19 protein-coding genes are annotated in these 16,694 nt (G+C 37.2%); 6 read left to right on the top strand and 13 right to left on the bottom strand.

Annotated elements, in window-relative coordinates:
- Positions 1-108: 108 nt before the first annotated feature.
- The 7 genes from IRT38_RS14620 to rpoD form a co-directional block, all read right to left on the bottom strand.
- A complete protein-coding gene (locus tag IRT38_RS14620) occupies positions 109-1,521 on the bottom strand; it encodes an APC family permease (RefSeq protein ID WP_171065662.1) in 1,413 nt (470 codons plus the stop codon).
- Between the two features lie 251 nt (positions 1,522-1,772).
- Positions 1,773-2,957, bottom strand: a complete 1,185-nt coding sequence (locus tag IRT38_RS14615; RefSeq protein ID WP_194598094.1) for an iron-containing alcohol dehydrogenase — start codon at positions 2,955-2,957, stop codon at positions 1,773-1,775.
- A gap of 1 nt (position 2,958) precedes the next feature.
- Positions 2,959-3,492, bottom strand: a complete 534-nt coding sequence (locus IRT38_RS14610) for a hypothetical protein (protein ID WP_004908410.1) — start codon at positions 3,490-3,492, stop codon at positions 2,959-2,961.
- An 81-nt stretch (positions 3,493-3,573) separates the two neighbouring features.
- Positions 3,574-4,230: a lipoyl(octanoyl) transferase LipB gene (lipB, locus tag IRT38_RS14605; RefSeq protein ID WP_004963621.1), complete on the bottom strand. Its 657-nt coding sequence runs from the start codon at positions 4,228-4,230 to the stop codon at positions 3,574-3,576.
- The gene (locus tag IRT38_RS14600; RefSeq protein ID WP_129263707.1) at positions 4,217-4,963 is read right to left on the bottom strand and encodes a hypothetical protein; all 747 of its coding nucleotides are present in this window, start codon (positions 4,961-4,963) and stop codon (positions 4,217-4,219) included. Before IRT38_RS14600 ends, lipB begins: the two co-directional genes overlap by 14 nt.
- 129 nt (positions 4,964-5,092) lie before the next feature.
- Positions 5,093-5,380 (bottom strand): YbeD family protein, encoded by a 288-nt coding sequence (locus IRT38_RS14595; protein WP_004950773.1) that lies wholly within the window; start codon positions 5,378-5,380, stop codon positions 5,093-5,095.
- 151 nt (positions 5,381-5,531) lie between these two features.
- A complete protein-coding gene (rpoD, locus tag IRT38_RS14590) occupies positions 5,532-7,415 on the bottom strand; it encodes an RNA polymerase sigma factor RpoD (protein WP_004908401.1) in 1,884 nt (627 codons plus the stop codon).
- A 353-nt stretch (positions 7,416-7,768) separates the two neighbouring features.
- Here rpoD and IRT38_RS14585 point away from each other — a divergent pair, with 353 nt between their 5' ends.
- Complete coding sequence (locus IRT38_RS14585; protein WP_004908399.1) at positions 7,769-7,975, top strand: PA3496 family putative envelope integrity protein; 207 nt, start codon at positions 7,769-7,771, stop codon at positions 7,973-7,975.
- A gap of 72 nt (positions 7,976-8,047) precedes the next feature.
- Positions 8,048-8,572, top strand: coding sequence for a YecA family protein (locus tag IRT38_RS14580; protein WP_194598093.1), 525 nt, complete (start codon positions 8,048-8,050; stop codon positions 8,570-8,572).
- A gap of 184 nt (positions 8,573-8,756) precedes the next feature.
- Here IRT38_RS14580 and IRT38_RS14575 read toward each other — a convergent pair whose 3' ends face one another.
- The 4 genes from IRT38_RS14575 to IRT38_RS14560 all read right to left on the bottom strand — a co-directional run bounded on the left by IRT38_RS14575 (position 8,757) and on the right by IRT38_RS14560 (position 11,688).
- Entirely contained in the window at positions 8,757-9,155 is a 399-nt protein-coding gene (locus IRT38_RS14575) for an ABZJ_00895 family protein (RefSeq protein ID WP_227592177.1), read from the bottom strand.
- 180 nt (positions 9,156-9,335) lie between these two features.
- The gene (gene tmpT, locus IRT38_RS14570) at positions 9,336-9,968 is read right to left on the bottom strand and encodes a thiopurine S-methyltransferase (protein WP_194598092.1); all 633 of its coding nucleotides are present in this window, start codon (positions 9,966-9,968) and stop codon (positions 9,336-9,338) included.
- A 36-nt stretch (positions 9,969-10,004) separates the two neighbouring features.
- The gene (locus IRT38_RS14565) at positions 10,005-10,625 is read right to left on the bottom strand and encodes a DedA family protein (RefSeq protein ID WP_112987685.1); all 621 of its coding nucleotides are present in this window, start codon (positions 10,623-10,625) and stop codon (positions 10,005-10,007) included.
- A 130-nt stretch (positions 10,626-10,755) separates the two neighbouring features.
- The gene (locus IRT38_RS14560) at positions 10,756-11,688 is read right to left on the bottom strand and encodes a rhodanese-related sulfurtransferase (protein ID WP_194598091.1); all 933 of its coding nucleotides are present in this window, start codon (positions 11,686-11,688) and stop codon (positions 10,756-10,758) included.
- A 110-nt stretch (positions 11,689-11,798) separates the two neighbouring features.
- On the opposite strand from IRT38_RS14560, the gene IRT38_RS14555 reads away from it, so the two are divergent.
- Positions 11,799-12,290 (top strand): DUF1289 domain-containing protein, encoded by a 492-nt coding sequence (locus IRT38_RS14555; protein WP_125318626.1) that lies wholly within the window; start codon positions 11,799-11,801, stop codon positions 12,288-12,290.
- Here IRT38_RS14555 and IRT38_RS14550 read toward each other — a convergent pair.
- Positions 12,287-12,937, bottom strand: a complete 651-nt coding sequence (locus tag IRT38_RS14550) for a DUF2306 domain-containing protein (protein WP_194598090.1) — start codon at positions 12,935-12,937, stop codon at positions 12,287-12,289. The genes IRT38_RS14555 and IRT38_RS14550 overlap by 4 nt on opposite strands.
- 71 nt (positions 12,938-13,008) lie before the next feature.
- On the opposite strand from IRT38_RS14550, the gene IRT38_RS14545 reads away from it, so the two are divergent.
- Complete coding sequence (locus IRT38_RS14545) at positions 13,009-13,674, top strand: YARHG domain-containing protein (protein ID WP_194598089.1); 666 nt, start codon at positions 13,009-13,011, stop codon at positions 13,672-13,674.
- A gap of 76 nt (positions 13,675-13,750) precedes the next feature.
- Here IRT38_RS14545 and gltA read toward each other — a convergent pair whose 3' ends face one another.
- Positions 13,751-15,025 carry a citrate synthase gene (gene gltA, locus IRT38_RS14540; protein ID WP_004908368.1) on the bottom strand — a complete coding sequence of 425 codons (1,275 nt, stop codon included), beginning with the start codon at positions 15,023-15,025 and terminating at the stop codon, positions 13,751-13,753.
- A gap of 900 nt (positions 15,026-15,925) precedes the next feature.
- Here gltA and sdhC point away from each other — a divergent pair.
- Together sdhC and sdhD are read left to right on the top strand one after the other, a co-directional pair.
- A complete protein-coding gene (gene sdhC / locus IRT38_RS14535; protein ID WP_005402201.1) occupies positions 15,926-16,327 on the top strand; it encodes a succinate dehydrogenase, cytochrome b556 subunit in 402 nt (133 codons plus the stop codon).
- Positions 16,327-16,692 (top strand): succinate dehydrogenase, hydrophobic membrane anchor protein, encoded by a 366-nt coding sequence (gene sdhD / locus IRT38_RS14530; RefSeq protein ID WP_004908359.1) that lies wholly within the window; start codon positions 16,327-16,329, stop codon positions 16,690-16,692. Before sdhC ends, sdhD begins: the two co-directional genes overlap by 1 nt.
- Positions 16,693-16,694: the final 2 nt, after the last annotated feature.

The following is a 16,694-nucleotide window of genomic DNA, read 5'->3' as shown; positions in this document are numbered from 1 at the left end:
TAAAGTGTTTGTTTGCACTCATATTTTAACTATTTAGACTCAGGTTTTTTTATTTAGAGCAAACTATGGGACAGTAGTGGCATAAAGCGCCTTTTTTTATGATGTTGATTAAAGTTTATCATCAAACTCATTATGCTGAGGTGCAGAATATTTGAAGCCTTTAGTTTTATAACCAAGGTATAACACACCAAACATAGCCCACCATAAGCCATATTTTAGTGAGGTATCTTCAATTTCTAACCACAATGCAAAGATACTGATGAATCCCATTAAAGGAATCACAACGAAGTTTAAAATATCTTTAAGATTTTTAGTTCGCCCATCACGTAATGCATAACGAGAAATAACCGATAAATTGACAAACGTGAATGCAGTTAAAGCACCAAAGCTGATCAATGAAATAACGGTATCAAGGTTCATAAATCCAGCACATAGCGCGACTGCACCTACGATCATGATGTTGTATGACGGTGTAAAGTTCTTTGGACTAATATGACCAAAGATTTTTTTATTAATCACGCCATCACGACCCATCACATACATCAACCGCGATACCCCTGCATGTGCAGAAATACCAGATGCCATTACTGTCACGATTGCAAAAGCAAGAACATAAGACTGGAACAATGAGCCACCAACTAGGAGTAAAATGTCAGGCTGTGTTGCTGCGACATCTTGGAAGTAAGTTTTAGGATCATTTGGAAAGTAAATTTGCATGAAATATGTGCTGATGATAAACACGATCCCTGCAAATAGAGCAGTCAAGAAAATAGCTTTTGGAAGCGTTTTTTCGGTATCTTTGGTTTCTTCTGCAAGTGAACTTAAAGAGTCAAACCCTGTAAACGAGAAACAAAGTAAGGTTGCACCAGTAATTAATGCGCCAACTGAGGTTAACTCGTTCCAAAATGGTTCAAGACTCCAAAGCTGATAGCGAGTTTCTGCTGTTATTGGTCCTTCTGCGTTAAGTCCCATTTGTAATTTGCTATAAACTAAATAGGTAAATACAGCAATTACAATCAGCTGGACTAAAACAATCATGCTGTTGAAATTAGCAACAAACTTGGCGCCACGTAAGTTTACGCCAGTCATGAATGCAGTCAAAACAATAACCCAAACCCAATGATTTACACTTGGAAATAAGGCTTCAAGATAAATCACTGCAAGGATGATATTGACCATTGGTGAGAGTAAATAATCTAACCAAGATGACCAACCTACCATAAAACCAACATTGGGATGAATGGATTTTTGCGCGTAGGTATATGCCGAACCAGACGATGGATAGCGGCGAATCATGTGACCATAGCTCAAAGATGTGAACAAAATTGCAATTAAGGCCACTATATATGAGGTAGGAACATGATGATGACTTTCTTCTGATACTAGACCAAAAGTGTCAAACAAAGTCATAGGTTGAATATAAGCTAAACCAATAATGATAATGTGCCAGAGACCTAGCGTTTTTTGCAGTTTAGCTGCCGATTGAGTCCCAGAGATATTTGTCAACGGCGTTATCCTCATAATCGTTGATCAAGGATCAGCTATGGTTTAAGGATCATTTGAGACGAAATGATCCCCCCTACAGAAAAAAGAAGTCCGCCAATCTATCCTAAATTGGTATTCATTGTCAGTACTTTTATGCTTTTTTTAGCAATTTTTTTGCCAATTGTGGAGAAAAAAAGATGAATAAAAGTTCACCTAAATTTTAAAAGCCCCGATCACTTTATATGATCAGGGCTTTTTCTGCATGATTTATGATCTAAATCAATTAATTACCAAGCTTTTTGCAAGATAGCACGTAGATCTTTTAAGCTTGCTTCTTTTGGATTGAAAATGATTGAACCATCATTCAGCGCTTTTTCTGCAACATCATCAAGTTGAGCTTCAGTGACTTTACCAGTTTCACGCAAATTGCGAGGTAACTTAGTTAAGCTGAATAAACGATCACGCATCGTTAGGATTGTAGCAATCGCTTTATCTGCACGTTGATTTGCAGGGGTTTGAGCATAAATGTCAGCGCCTGCTAATGGAAGCAATAATTCACCAATCTTATTGCCATTTACTTCTTTATTGTATTCAAGCACATATGGCAAGAACAAGTTCATGCATAGACCGTGAGGCAGATGAGCTACTGCACCTAAAGCATGACCTAAAGAGTGAACTAAACCAACCATTGAGTTCGAGAATGCAATACCAGCCATTGTTGATGCTTGTGCAAGCTCTAAACGACCTTGTGGTTCACTAGGATTATCTAGAACTTTAAACAAGTTTTCGCTGATTTTTTTGATAGCAGCACTTGCATAAGCATCACTTAAAGGGTTAGCAGCCAAGCACGTATAGGCCTCAACAGCATGTGTCATCGCATCCATTGCAGTCATAGCTGTAAGATGCGGTGGTAAGGTCTGAGTCATACGTGGATCAAGGATCGCAGCATGTGGCATTAGATAATATGACGTAAATGGGATTTTTACGTTCTTTTCTAAGTCTGAAACAACAGCAACCATTGTTACTTCTGAACCCGTGCCAGATGTGGTTGGAATCACGAAGAAAGGTTTCAATGGTTTTGATAGGTTATGTGCACCTGAGTACTGTAGTAAATCATTACTACCCTCAGATACCAGAATGTTAGTTGCTTTAGAGGTATCAATAACTGAACCACCACCAATTGCAATAATCGCATCACATTTTTGTTTGCGATAAAGTTCTGCTGCTAAACGAACAACTTCTAAGCTTGAATCTGGTGGTACATCATCAAAAATTGCACCAATAACAGCATCAGTCGTACTGAAAGCAGCTTCAATTGGATTCAATAAGCCATTTGCACGAACACCCTTGTCAGTAATGATCATTGGGCGTTTTGCACCTAAAGTTGCAAGTTCAAAAGGGATATGCTCTAACGCGGCATTACCAGCAATTACTTTTACAGGGCAGAAAAATTCGTAATAAGGCTTAGCCATGTTAAGCACTCCGTTGGAAATATGATTTAGCGACTTTAAGGTAAATATTTTTAGCACCCGTGAATTTTTCTTTTAATGTCAATTCAGCTGGGTAGCGTTTTACTGCGAGTGAAGCAATTAACTTAGGTAAGATCAGTGCTTCCATTTTATTTAAGCAACGGACAAGGCGAATGGCACTTGATACATCACCATCCGCAATCATTCGGTCATTTGCGAAGGCTTGAGCTGTGCTTTCTTGGAAAGAAAAAACTAAGAAGGCATGAGTCAGATGCTTAAATGTAATGGTTAAATCAGGCTTACCTTTATAATTTGGTAATAGCTCTAATTGTTTTTCTTCTGTTACCCGAGCGATAAATGCAGGACCATTAGGAAAAACATTCATCGAGAGTATAAAGCCCACAGGAAATTTAGAAACTTCCTCTTGAACTTCACTGTCCACTTGGCTTGCCATTACTAAACCACGACCAACAACGTCCATCATGAGTTTTACGTAGGCAAATTGCAAAGTGGGCTTCACTGCTTTGGTCGAAATCACTTGCGTATCCCTTGTTAAAATTATGCAAAAGCAAATTTAGAGTATTTACTCTAATTTATTTCTCTAGATTTTAAAAGTAATTTATTCAGATTTGACTTCAAGGTCATTAAACAAATCTGCATTTTTAAAATATTCAACGAAATCATTACAGAGCTGCTCGAAATTTGGATAATCTTCAAGCAAGTCTTGTAAGCGTACCATTTCTAAACCTGCGTATCCACAAGGATTAATGGTTTGAAAACCACTTAGGTCACAATCAATATTTAGCGCAAGCCCGTGATAACTCCTTCCTTTTCTAATTTTAAAACCTAAAGACCCAATCTTACGTCCATCAACATAGACTCCTGGGGCATCTGGTTTGGCATAAGCATTGATATCGTATTTCTTGAGTAAATCGATCATCGCTTGTTCAGCGAAGCTAACTAAAGTTCTGACATGCCATTTCAAACGATTAAGATCAAACAGGAAGTAGGCAACCAATTGTCCTTTACCATGCCACGTCACTTGACCACCACGATCTGTATGCACAACAGGAAGTTGAGTATGCATGAGAATATGTTCTGGTTTACCTGCTTGTCCTTGAGTTAGAACATCTTGATGTTGGAGTAGCCAAAGCTCATCAGGTGTTGTTTCATCACGATGAGTTGTAAAATCTTTCATCGCTTCAAATCTTGTCGTGTAATCTTGTAGATCCTGAAAACATCGAATGATTAAGGATGGTTTATCAAGGTTCGTCACAATAAACTTCCTTTGATTGAATAAATACTTTTTTGCGGAAAATCTGCTCTAACTGATCGTTTGTCGTTTCATGTGGATTTGCACAATTCGACCACTCACGAATGAGTTGAATTTGGGCATATTGAACTGCGTTTTTGCTTTTTAATTTAATATCAAAATCTTTGCTGCGTTTCATGAGAAATTGTGGATCATTACCTAATTTTAACTCTAATTGATTTTCACGTTGCAGAGAAAGTTTGGCATTGTTAATCAGTGATAGCTTATCTTGTGCATTTAAAGCCTTGGCTTGGTTTAAACATTGTGGTGCAAAAGTCGAAGTGAGTAACTTCGTAGGCTGTGTAAATGCGAGAGCTGTCAAATAATTATGTTGGTATTCCTGATCTAGATTTTGAATAAGATCATTTTTGAGTTGCTGAAATTCTTTAATAGGCAAGGGGTGTAGATTATTTAATGCTTTCTTCTGTACTTTGTATTCTTCTTGAATTGCAATTAAATTGATCTTAGCAATGTCATCTGGGTGGAAGGCATAAGATTTACTATTTAATTGTGTCGAATGACGTGATTGCATCATTTTAATCGTGTCATTTAATTGTTTAACTGTGAATTTATTGGTGTCATAAACTCCTTTATATTCACACAGCTCATTTTGCCAAGAAAAAGTTGCTGTTTTCGCATCACTGATAGATGGGATAAATACCGTAAATAATGATAGTAAAATTCGTTGCGTTTTCATCAGCTATTTCGCAATCATAAATCGAAAAAGAAAGAATAATATAGAAGTGTTATGAATGGTTTAACTGATCAGAGATTTTATTTGCATACATAAAAAATCCAAAACACTTTCGTATTTTGGATTCCTTGATTATAGCGCTGTCTTAATTAATGGACAGGCAGCAAGATCAGCATATAGTGCATGAACTTGTTCTAATTCCTCAAAGCGTAATTGCGCAGTTAAAGAATGATATTTACCTGTGCGAGAAGCTTGAACAGTAACTGTTTCACCATCAAACTCAGGGAAGTGCTTCTGCAAAATATCAACAACAGCCACTCGAAGTTCATCCCCTGCATTACCAATCAATTTGATTGGATAGTCCATTGGGAAAACCCAAAGATGTTCTTGCAATTCACGAGAAGGAGTGCGGTCTAACATGAGCAACCTCTTAATTTGAAACGCCTGCATCAGTGCAGGCGCTTATGATCTAATACAATAATGGGGACAAAGCACTAGACTTCAACCCCTAAATCAAAGCCTACAGAATGCACTGCTAGAGCTTTGATTTTTGAGTAAAACACACTCAATATTAGTCGTTTTCCAGGAATGAGCGTAAGTGTTCAGAACGAGAAGGGTGGCGAAGTTTACGTAACGCTTTCGCTTCAATCTGACGGATACGCTCACGCGTTACATCAAACTGCTTACCTACTTCTTCTAAAGTATGGTCAGTTGGCATATCAATACCAAAACGCATCTTCAAAACTTTTGCTTCACGTTCAGTTAAGTTTTCAAGTACTTCACGAGTCGCTTCTTTTAAGCCTTCCGAGGTCGCAGCATCCACTGGTGAAGTGATGTTTGAATCCTCGATGAAGTCACCAAGATGCGAATCTTCATCATCACCGATTGGTGTTTCCATCGAAATCGGTTCTTTGGCGATTTTAAGTACTTTACGAACTTTAACTTCGTCCATTTCTAAACGTTCGCCTAATTCTTCAGGTGTTGGTTCGCGACCCATTTCTTGAAGAAGTTGACGAGATACACGGTTGATCTTGTTGATCGTCTCAATCATGTGTACTGGGATACGAATAGTACGCGCTTGATCGGCAATAGAGCGAGTAATTGCCTGACGAATCCACCACGTAGCGTAAGTCGAGAATTTATAACCACGACGGTATTCAAACTTATCTACGGCTTTCATCAAACCGATGTTACCTTCTTGAATAAGATCAAGGAATTGTAAGCCACGGTTCGTGTATTTTTTCGCAATCGAAATTACCAAACGTAAGTTGGCTTCAACCATTTCTTTTTTAGCACGACGGGCTTTTGCTTCACCTACGGCCATACGTTTAGAAATATCTTTAATTTCTTTAACGTTTAGATCTAGTTCTTTTTCGATGTCAGCAATCTTTTGTTGGAATGCAAGTACATCTGGGCGAACTTTTTCAAGGTGTGGTTTGATTTCAGCAGGTGCCTTAGCAATCTGTTCATCTAACCAAGCCGGATTTGATTCTTGCTCTGGGAACGTTGTACGGAACTGATTGCGATCCATACGACCACGACGTACGGCATAACGCATGATCTCACGTTCATTTGCACGAATTTGATCATGTGTGCCACGAATCATTTCTGAAATAATGTCAAATAAACGTGGAGTAAATTTGAACATCATGAACACAGCTGCTAGAGATTCAAGCGCTGCTTTCGCTTCTTCACTGCTACGACCGTGTTTTTCAATAATCGCTTTTGTGTCATTCCAAGCAGATTCTAATTCTGTAAAACGAACTTTTGCGACTTCTGGATCAGGACCTGAATCACCTTCAGAATCATCATCACCTTCAGACTCTTCATCTTCATCATCATCGTCGAGTTTTACATCTTTTGCTGGTGCTGCTGGAGTTTCAGCATCCTCAAGCACAGCTTCTTCTTCCAGTACTTCTGGAATATCATCATCTGTTTCTGGATCTAAATAGCCAGAAAGAATATCGGCAAGACGACGCTCGCCAGTTAAAAAATCATTATATTCTTGTAAAACGACTTCAACAGCATTTGGCCAGTAAGCGATCGAGTGTAAAACATCACGGATACCTTCTTCGATACGTTTTGCAATACTGATTTCGCCTTCGCGAGTAAGAAGTTCAACTGTACCCATTTCGCGCATATACATACGAACAGGGTCAGTCGTACGACCAGGCTCACTTTCAACTGAAGCCAATACTGCAGCAGCTTCTTCTTCTGCAACTTCATCAGCAGCCTCAGTCGATTCGCCAAACATCGCATCGTCAGTTTCTGGCGCACGTTCATGCACAGGAATACCAACGTCTTGAAGCATCTGAATGATGTCTTCAATCTGTTCGCTTTCTGTAATCGAGTCCGGGAGATGATCGTTAACCTCAGCGTAAGTTAAGTAACCTTGTTCTTTGCCTCGGCTAATCAGAGCCGCTACTTGAGAAGTAGGGGAATGCATATCGCTCATCTTTGCTTACTCTTTGTTGAATCTGTGGCGGTGAAAAACCGTGCATGATAGCACAATTCACGTCGAATGTTTTGGATTTGATCCGTTTGTCTTAAATAAAAAAATAGGTTTGATTTCACGGTAGTTTGTTGGATATGGGGTTGAGTATTATTTTTTCAAGCAGCAAGTCCATTGAAAGTGATTATATTTCATTGTTGTTGCCCTCCATCTATAAATACACAAAAAAAGCGCTGAAAAAAAGTACAAATCACCGATTTATAGCGAAAAAATTAAATAAAACTTGACAAGGTATTTGAAGAAAGATAAATAGCGGCTAGACCCATTTATATTTTTCATTGTTAGAGGTAGTGTTAGTGTCTTCTACAGATTTTGAATTAGATGATGATAACTACGGCGATGATGATGTTGGTTTTGATGAGTCATCAGGAAAAATCAGCGCCAAAGAATCATTAGAAAAGCGCCGTTTGATTGATGATCTATTGGCTCAACGTCGTTTAGAACGAGAATTAAAAGATTTTGATTATGATTTCGACGACGATGATCTTGACGACGAAGACTGAGCAAAATTTCTGAGACTTTAAGTCTTAAAATGTTATGCTGTTGACGAAATATTTTTAAAATTTGGATAAAGAATGAGTACGTTAGATTTAGACTTATTGAGTAATTATCTTGACGGTGATCAAAACGAATACGGTCTGGATTTTGCAGCGACTCATGGTTTTCTGTGTGCAATAGCCGTAGGTCCAAAGTTTGATCGTTGGTTAGAAGAACTTTTTGATAATAATCAAAAGAAACTTCCTAGCGAAATCGTTGAGCAAGTTAAGTTATGGTTAGAGTCTCTAAGACAAGACTTGGCAAACGAAAACGGAATCGAATTTCCTTTTGAAATCGAAGAAGCAGACGTTGAATCAAGTCTGGGTGATTGGAGTGTAGGTTTCGTTGATGCAATGTTCTTGAACGAGGATGCTTGGTTTACACCTGAGTTTGAAGAGCAACTTGTAGATTTAACTTTACCAATCATGGTCTTCAGCGGTATTGATGAAGAAGATCCTCAGATGGAGTCTTTCCGTCGTAATGGTCAATTGATGGATGAGTTGGCAGAAGAAATTCCAGATAATCTGAACGAAATCTATCTCATGTATCATACTCCAGCATAATATGTTGTATTTATCAGCTTATTAAGTTGATGAAATTTGATATAAAAAAACGTCCAATAATGGGCGTTTTTTATATCTTTAAATTTATATTTTGATCGATTAGATTGAATGTTTTATATTTGAGAAAAGATTAAACTGACACCTAATAAGCCCAGCAACTAATTAATTCTTGGTTCTAAACATCTCAATTAAGATGTTTTTTATTCTCAAGTCCTTTTAGGCATTGCTTTGCATACCAGCCATAGCTGAGATGAAAAATAAAATATTCAACTAATATTAAAAATACAGTCACCAAAATCCAAAGCCATATAGGAATGTGTTTAATAATCTCAATAGATGTTTGAATAGGTGCAATAAAGAATAATGCGATCACGACGAGGATTGCACTGATAATTAAGTTACTCGCAATTGATCCTAAAATTAGATGCTTACGTTCTTGAGGATTAGGGACTCTTTGTTCGCGTTTTACAAAGATCCATGATGTAAAGAATCCTGCCGCAATTAATGTCGGCACAGTAGTAGAACTTGATAGATCTATAAAGTAGGCCAATAATCCAAAAATAAGTAGTGTGAGTGTATAAATACCTGTAAATATCTATAGATAATATTTCATTATGATTTCTCTTTATGATTTGATTTTGGGTCTATAAGTAATTTAAATCTATATGTTAATTTTATTTTTTAAATAACTTGAACGTGAATTATAAATAATAAGTAATTAAAACCACAGCTTTTACTGTGGTTTTAATAAGTTGATATGTATTTAGTAAGGCTTTAATAGCCAAACCTTTTCTTCAGCATCAACCTTTCCTTTGAGTAATTCTGTATGACTATCAAGTAATTGCAGTTGGTACTGCTTTGAATAATAGTCTTTAAGCTGTTGAGGGGAAATAGAGAAAGGAGGACCCGCCATCACGCTTTGATCATATTCAAAACTAATGAGTAATTGAGTTGCCTGATTGCTAATTTGCATCAAATGTTGTGCATAATCGGTTCGCATTTCTTCAGGTAAAGCGACTAAAGCAGCTCGATCATAAATCGCATCAATTTTACCAATATTGCTTGAAGTCAATTCAAAAAAATCACCAACAAATAGATCAATTTGCGGATGGTGATAATGAGTTAATTTTTCCAGTTTTCTTTCAGTAAATGGAATAGCAAGTTCGGCCATTAATTCTTCGATTGCAATCGGACTAAGATCAATTCCAATCAGATGATAACCTTGTGCTAACAACCAATGAATATCTAAGCTTTTCCCACACAATGGAAGGAAAATACGATTGTTTTTCTCTAGATTTAAGGAGTCAATATATTTAACTAATAGTGAATGAGGTTGATTGAGATGAAACCCAATTTCATTTTTTTGCCATTTGTCATGCCAAAATTCATGTTTCATAATTTGTCTCAGATAAAAATAATTGAAAATTAAGTCTCAGTGTTTATCTTTATGATTTTTTTTGAACCTTCTCGCAATAATCCAAATGATATACAGTAAAGCCAGAGCTAAAATAATATAACCGACACGTTGCATAATCAGTGTCATCAAAGCTTGATTTTCGCTAAAGTGATAACCTAAGTAGGCTAAAAAAGTAGTCCATATAATCGTTCCTAAAGCGCTGTAGGTCATAAATTTACCAAAAGGCATTTTACTCATACCCGCAGGAATACTTATGAGAGAGCGTACAGCTGGAATCATACGACCAAAGAAAACAATCTTATGTCCATGTTTATTAAACCAAGTTAATGCTTTTTCAAGATCACTTACCTTTATTCTTAGAAATTTTCCATAATGCTCAATAAAGATGAATAATCGTTGCTCAGGAATTTTTCGACCAATCCAATATAGCACCATCGCAGCAAGTAAAGATCCTGTACTGCCCGCAATAATGACACCAATTAAAGTCAAATCACCTTTAGAGGCTGTATAACCAGCAGAGGGCATAATAATTTCAGATGGTATTGGTGGAAAAATATTGTCTAAAAACATTAAGAATGCAATACCCAAATATCCCAGCTTTTCCATCACAGATAAGACCCAGTCTTCTAGTCCCATAGTACCTTGCTACGTATTTTCATTGATTAGAGGATAGTGATGCTTTCTTAAGTACACAATATATGAATGGTTATTATTTTCTCGTATAAAAAAGCCGTAGAAAACTACGGCTTTTGAGCATAACAATAAATTATAGGCGTTTGCGTTTTGCTGCTGCAATTTGTGATTGGCGCATGCGGAAACCTTCTTTTTGTTTTTCTGTAGTTTTATCAATACAGAAAACACAAGAAACTCCATGTTCATAGCTAGGTAATTCAGCTTCTTGTTTAGTAAGAGGCCAGCCACATGCATGACATTTAATATTTTCGCCTTCTTCAACACCATGTGTTACTGCGGTGCGGCCATCAAATACGAAACATTCACCTTCCCATAAACTTTCTTCTGCTGGGGTTTCTTCAAGATATTTAAGAATACCGCCTTTAAGGTGATATACCTCATTAAATCCTTCTTGTAAAAGTAATGATGTTGATTTTTCACAACGAATACCACCTGTACAGAACATGGCGATTTTCTTATCTTTGTGTTGTTCTAAGTTTTGCTTTACGTATTCAGGGAACTCACGGAAAGTTTCAGTTTTAGGATCAATTGCACCCTTAAACGTGCCTGCCTTATATTCATAGTCATTACGTGTGTCGATTAAAATTACATCATCACGGCTAATTAACTCATTCCACTCTTTAGGGTCGAGGTAATGACCGACTAGATCACGGGGTTTAACTTCTACACCTAAAGTTACGATCTCTTTTTTGAGTTTAATTTTCATTTTGCGGAATGGTTTATCAGAGCTAAAAGACTCTTTATATTCCATTTCGTTGAAACCTTCGTTCAGCAAAAATTGATGTACAGTATCAATTGCTGTGCGATCACCAGCGACAGTACCGTTGATTCCTTCTGGTGCAACAATCAGAGTTCCACATAAATTGATGCTATTCACTAGTGTTAAAAGACGCTGTTGCAGATCCGCTGCATCTGAAACTTCTTTAAATTGATATAGTGCCGCAACAACCCAATTATTGGTCGCTTGCTGTTCTACAGGTGCAAGCTGTTCTACAGTAGCGTTCATGGATAACTCCAAATGTATTAAGATAGGAAAATCAAGGCGCGTATTTTAGCGTGAAATTTGAAAATAAGCGAGAAAACCATAAAATTGATATGGTTTTAGAGGAATGTGTTTTGAGTAATGATCGTCGAATCCCATCATTGACCCCATGTGCAGGGCGTTGTTCAACGGTATTTGGTGATTTGGTGTGCCGAGGATGTCGCCGTTTTAATCATGAAGTGATTCATTGGAATACATATACACCCGAACAGCGACTCACAGTTTGGCAACGTTTAGATGCACAACTTGATCAAATTCTTGTGCCTTTGTTACCTCATGCAAATATGCAACAGGTAGAGGACTTTATTCATAATAAGCGGATTCGAGTATTAGATACGGCAACGAAAGGTCGCAAGCTTTATCATGCATTAAAGATATGCGAAAAAAATAAGTACTTAGCGCAGGAAAGTGGTCTTGGCATTGTGGATACACAAGTGAAGCCTGTATGGGATGAATTTGAGCGACGGGTATTGGCTTTAGCGAAAGCGAGTTATGAACTTGCTTGGCTTCGTGCGGATGGGATTAGTTCGAATTTGTTACGGACATTAGAAGAAGATGAAATCTAAGCTCTTTTGTGGTTGATATAGTAAATAATAACTTCTGCGATCAATAAATTAATCGTCCAGCCTAGCCATGCTTCTAGTTGATATATGTGGATTGGTGTGAGCCAGTCAATGTACGGTTGTAGTTCGTATAACACGAGTTTCCATGTTCTTAAACTCAAGGCAGATAAAGCTAAAGCAAAACTTCTTATCATCCAGTCACGATGTCGAAACCATTGTTTCTTAATTGCAAAATATAGCGCAATTAAAGTGCTGATTTCCCAAAGAAGTCCTAGCAAAATAAAACACAATTGGGTGCTGAAGCCGCCATTGGCATACACCGCCAATATCAAACCGCTCGGTAGTGCAAAACCTAGAGTCGAAACAATATAAATCCAACCTGCATAACGATGCACAAGACTAAATTTTTTACGAATATATTGTGAAAATTGAGTAAAGCCAGCTAAAAGAACAAAACTGCTCGTTAAGACATGAATTTGGAAGGCGATGCGCCAAGGCTGAGTCAGGACTACATCTTGCTTTAGGACTAAAAAATTAGATTGATTTGACCAAGGAAAATATTGAATACAAATTTCTACCATCAATATAAATAAGTAAAAGAAAATGAATGTGGTTATAAGTCGATTAAGGGGATTTAGAATTTTCCACATATCATTGATCACTGTTATCATGATTGACTAAGAATAAATGCAATAACTTTATATTTGATGAGCATAGAAATATGAATAAATTAGTTAAGTTTTTAACTTTTACAGCTGCTTTAACATGTTGTACCTTGAGTTTTGCCCAAACTCCACAGCTCGCCTCATCTTGGACAGGATTGTATAACGATGAACAAAAAATTTCTTTGTTCTTTCAACAGAAAGGAGATCAACTCACAGGGTATAGTTTGTTAAATGGTAAGCAAACTAAATTTAAGGGAAGTCTTCAAAAAAGTGGCTCAGTTTATAAAGTAACTTTGAATGAATTAGGGCAAGGTGCTACCTTTGGTCAGTTCCTTTTAGATTATAAAAATAATGCTACAGTGATCGATGCACAATGGTTACCCAGTAGCAAAACAGTTAAACCAAAGTTTTTTAGCTTGAAAGCACAGCAGTGTGGCTATGCAAAAGATGAAGGTAACTATCCAGAAGCATCGCGTAAATTATTAAAAGATGCAGATCTACAAGTTGCTTTAGGTGAGTTGCAATATATGCGTAATGAAATCTATGCACGCCATGGGTATGCATTTCAGAATAAAAGTTGGGCTGCTACATTTGCTGATTATGATTGGTACATGCCGTGTTTTACCAATGTGGATTCACGTCTAACTAAAATTGAAAAAGAGAATGTGAAGCGTATCAAAATGGTAGAACCTTATGCGAAAGACGTAGAGTGGGGACGTTAATTTATTTTATAAATTAAGTATCTAATAAAAAAGCTGCCATCAGGCAGCTTTTTTAACATTAAGATTCTGTTGAAAATTAACGTTTAATATCGCGTTGAGTCGAGCCAGTATAAAGCTGACGCGGACGACCGATTTTGTAAGGACCGCTGTGCATTTCTAACCAGTGGCTGATCCAACCAACAGTACGTGCAAGAGCGAAAATTACAGTAAACATTTCTGTTGGGATACCAATCGCTTTTAAGATGATACCTGAGTAGAAGTCTACGTTCGGGTAAAGCTTACGCTCTACGAAGTACGGGTCGTTCAATGCAATACGCTCAAGTTCCATAGCAAGCTGCAATTGTGGATCGTTGATGCCTAATGCTTCAAGAACTTCGTCACAAGTTTGCTTCATTACTTTAGCGCGAGGGTCAAAGTTTTTATAAACGCGGTGACCGAAGCCCATAAGCTTCACTTCTTTACGTTTTACTTTTTCCATGAATTCAGCAACGTTTTCAACGCTACCAATTTCATCTAACATTTTAAGTACAGCTTCGTTAGCACCACCGTGAGCAGGTCCCCAAAGTGCAGAGATACCAGCAGAGATACATGCGTAAGGGTTTGCACCAGTAGAACCAGCAAGACGAACTGTAGAAGTCGATGCATTTTGTTCGTGGTCAGCATGAAGCGTGAAAATACGGTCCATTGCGCGCGCAAGAACAGGATTTACTTTGTAGTCACGATCAGCAGGCGTAGCAAACATCATGTGTAAGAAGTTTTCTGCGTAGCTTAAATCATTACGAGGGTAAATGAATGGTTGACCTACAGTGTACTTGTAGCTCCACGCTGCAAGCGTAGGGATTTTCGCGATTAAACGAATTGCAGTGATTTCACGGTGGTTAACATCTTCGATGTCTAAACCGTTGTGATAGAACGCAGATAAAGCACCAACTACACCAACCATGATCGCCATAGGGTGAGCATCACGACGGAAACCATTGAAGAAACGGCTTACTTGGTCGTGAACCATAGTGTGGTTACGTACTTTTGCGTCAAATTCAGTTTTTTGTTCAGCATTTGGAAGCTCGCCATTTAATAATAAATAACAAGTTTCTAAGTAGTCTGCTTGAGTCGCTAATTGATCAATTGGATAACCACGGTGTAATAAAACACCTTTGTCACCGTCAATGAATGTGATCTTAGATTCGCAAGCCGCTGTCGCCATAAAACCAGGATCGAAAGTAAAGTGACCAGATGCTAATACATCTTTAACGTCAATTACATCTGGGCCCAATGTGCCGCTGTAAATTGGTAATTCAATTTCTTTGCCATCAAGCTGTAATACGGCTTTTTTGCCAGTTGCTGCAGACATTCAATAGATCTCCTGTCCTGGTGAATGATTATCTGACTCGAAATCCTAATCTTGTCATGTGCGAATCAGACGGTGTCAAAATTTGCTATAAGATTAGTGGCTACTAAAATTTTGTCAATTATACTTAGGGATAAAAAATGACGTTATCACAGTCAATTAGTCATTCAGTATCAACGGGAAAATTGAGTAAAATCACAGCACCGGTCGAGTATAATATGTCAAATCATGTTTTAGGTGCAGAAAAAAAATGAAGCATCAGTACAATTGTAAGTAAATTTTTAACACTTTTTGATTTATAGATTCCTAAAATATTTTGAAATAAAATGCCAAAACCCTATATTTCTCATGCCTTAGATTTAAATTATCATTAAAAAAAATGTTGATTGAAAAATAAAGGAATTTTTATTTGTTCTATTATGGTGCGATCAACTGATTAAAAAATGACTAATTTTTAACTAAAATCATCTTTGCTTGATAGATTATTGCTTAGTTATATTTAATATTAAAATGAGGGGTATTATTTCTGAGTATATAAATAATCGATCCAAATATATGACTTTAGTATGATGCTTTAATAATTTCTTAATGATTTTGAAGGAATATATTCGAAATTTAAAAATAAAAATAATAAATTGTATTTGATTTAATTTTTTTAAAAATCAATATGATATGTAATTTTTGTGTGGTGGGTTTATTGATTTTTCTTGCTTATTCTTGTGAATGATTCTTATTTAAGGCTTTTTTCGACTAAAGAGAAAGCTGATTGTTTGTATTTTGATATTTCACGTTTTATAATTCGTTGTCGTTATATAGGTTAGGCATGTGCTGTGCTTGCCTGACAATGCCAGCTTTCCTTTGAATTAATTCAAACAAACTCCAGTTGGAGTTTCTACCTACAGGATGCCCGCTGTGAAAAGCAACAGACCTGTCAATTTGTCCATGGGTCAGGTGTTAGCGGTAAATTTACGCTCACCCGTGGCTATTGCATCAATTCTACACCGTCTATCTGGTGTAATCGTTTTCTTATTAGTCGCTGTTCTTTTGTGGATTTTGGATAAATCTCTATCTTCACCAGAAGGATTTGACTACGTAAAAAATGTCGTTTTCGGAAATATCTTAGTACGTTTCATCGTATGGGTATTTGTAGCAGGCTTAATCTTCCATTTTATTGCAGGTATTAAACATCTACTTGCTGACCTTGGTTTTGCTGAGGAATTACAAAGTGGTCGTATTGCAGCTACAGTTTCGTTGATCTTATCTGTGATCGGTATTGTCGCAGCTTTTGTATGGATTATGTTCTAATGAAAAGTGCTACAGGTTTAACGGGTTCAGGTTCTCGCGATTGGTATATCCAACGTGTATCAGCTGTGGTTTTAGCTGCTTATACTGTCGTTATGTTTGGCTGGATCCTATGCAATAGTGGATTCGGTTATGAGCAATGGGCTGGCTTTATGCTAACGCTTCCAATGAAAATTTTCTCATTGTTAGCTGTGTTATCGCTTGTTGCGCACGCTTGGATTGGTATGTGGCAAGTCTTTACAGATTATGTAACGACACGTCAAATGGGTCCTTCGGCTTCAGGTTTACGCCTTGTGTTAACTTCTGCTGTCATTATTTCAGTGTTCGTATACGCAATCTGGGGTATCCAGATTTTCTGGGCAAATTGATA

The sequence above is a fragment of the Acinetobacter sp. SK-43 genome, from assembly GCF_015351505.1.
Lineage (GTDB): Bacteria > Pseudomonadota > Gammaproteobacteria > Pseudomonadales > Moraxellaceae > Acinetobacter > Acinetobacter junii.
Note: the sequence above shows the minus strand (reverse complement) of the source record. Positions and strands in the feature narration are given on the sequence as shown.

Excerpts from the sequence above, each read along its gene's own strand:
- IRT38_RS14620 (WP_171065662.1), bottom strand. The coding sequence starts at position 1,521 with ATGAGGATAACGCCGTTGACAAATATCTCTGGGACTCAATCGGCAGCT.
- IRT38_RS14615 (WP_194598094.1), bottom strand. The coding sequence starts at position 2,957 with ATGGCTAAGCCTTATTACGAATTTTTCTGCCCTGTAAAAGTAATTGCT.
- IRT38_RS14600 (WP_129263707.1), bottom strand. The coding sequence starts at position 4,963 with ATGAAAACGCAACGAATTTTACTATCATTATTTACGGTATTTATCCCA.
- IRT38_RS14595 (WP_004950773.1), bottom strand. The coding sequence starts at position 5,380 with ATGTTAGACCGCACTCCTTCTCGTGAATTGCAAGAACATCTTTGGGTT.
- rpoD (WP_004908401.1), bottom strand. The coding sequence starts at position 7,415 with ATGAGCGATATGCATTCCCCTACTTCTCAAGTAGCGGCTCTGATTAGC.
- IRT38_RS14580 (WP_194598093.1), top strand. The coding sequence starts at position 8,048 with ATGAGTACGTTAGATTTAGACTTATTGAGTAATTATCTTGACGGTGAT.
- tmpT (WP_194598092.1), bottom strand. The coding sequence starts at position 9,968 with ATGAAACATGAATTTTGGCATGACAAATGGCAAAAAAATGAAATTGGG.
- IRT38_RS14565 (WP_112987685.1), bottom strand. The coding sequence starts at position 10,625 with ATGGGACTAGAAGACTGGGTCTTATCTGTGATGGAAAAGCTGGGATAT.
- IRT38_RS14560 (WP_194598091.1), bottom strand. The coding sequence starts at position 11,688 with ATGAACGCTACTGTAGAACAGCTTGCACCTGTAGAACAGCAAGCGACC.
- IRT38_RS14550 (WP_194598090.1), bottom strand. The coding sequence starts at position 12,937 with ATGTGGAAAATTCTAAATCCCCTTAATCGACTTATAACCACATTCATT.
- IRT38_RS14545 (WP_194598089.1), top strand. The coding sequence starts at position 13,009 with ATGAATAAATTAGTTAAGTTTTTAACTTTTACAGCTGCTTTAACATGT.
- gltA (WP_004908368.1), bottom strand. The coding sequence starts at position 15,025 with ATGTCTGCAGCAACTGGCAAAAAAGCCGTATTACAGCTTGATGGCAAA.
- sdhC (WP_005402201.1), top strand. The coding sequence starts at position 15,926 with ATGCCCGCTGTGAAAAGCAACAGACCTGTCAATTTGTCCATGGGTCAG.
- sdhD (WP_004908359.1), top strand. The coding sequence starts at position 16,327 with ATGAAAAGTGCTACAGGTTTAACGGGTTCAGGTTCTCGCGATTGGTAT.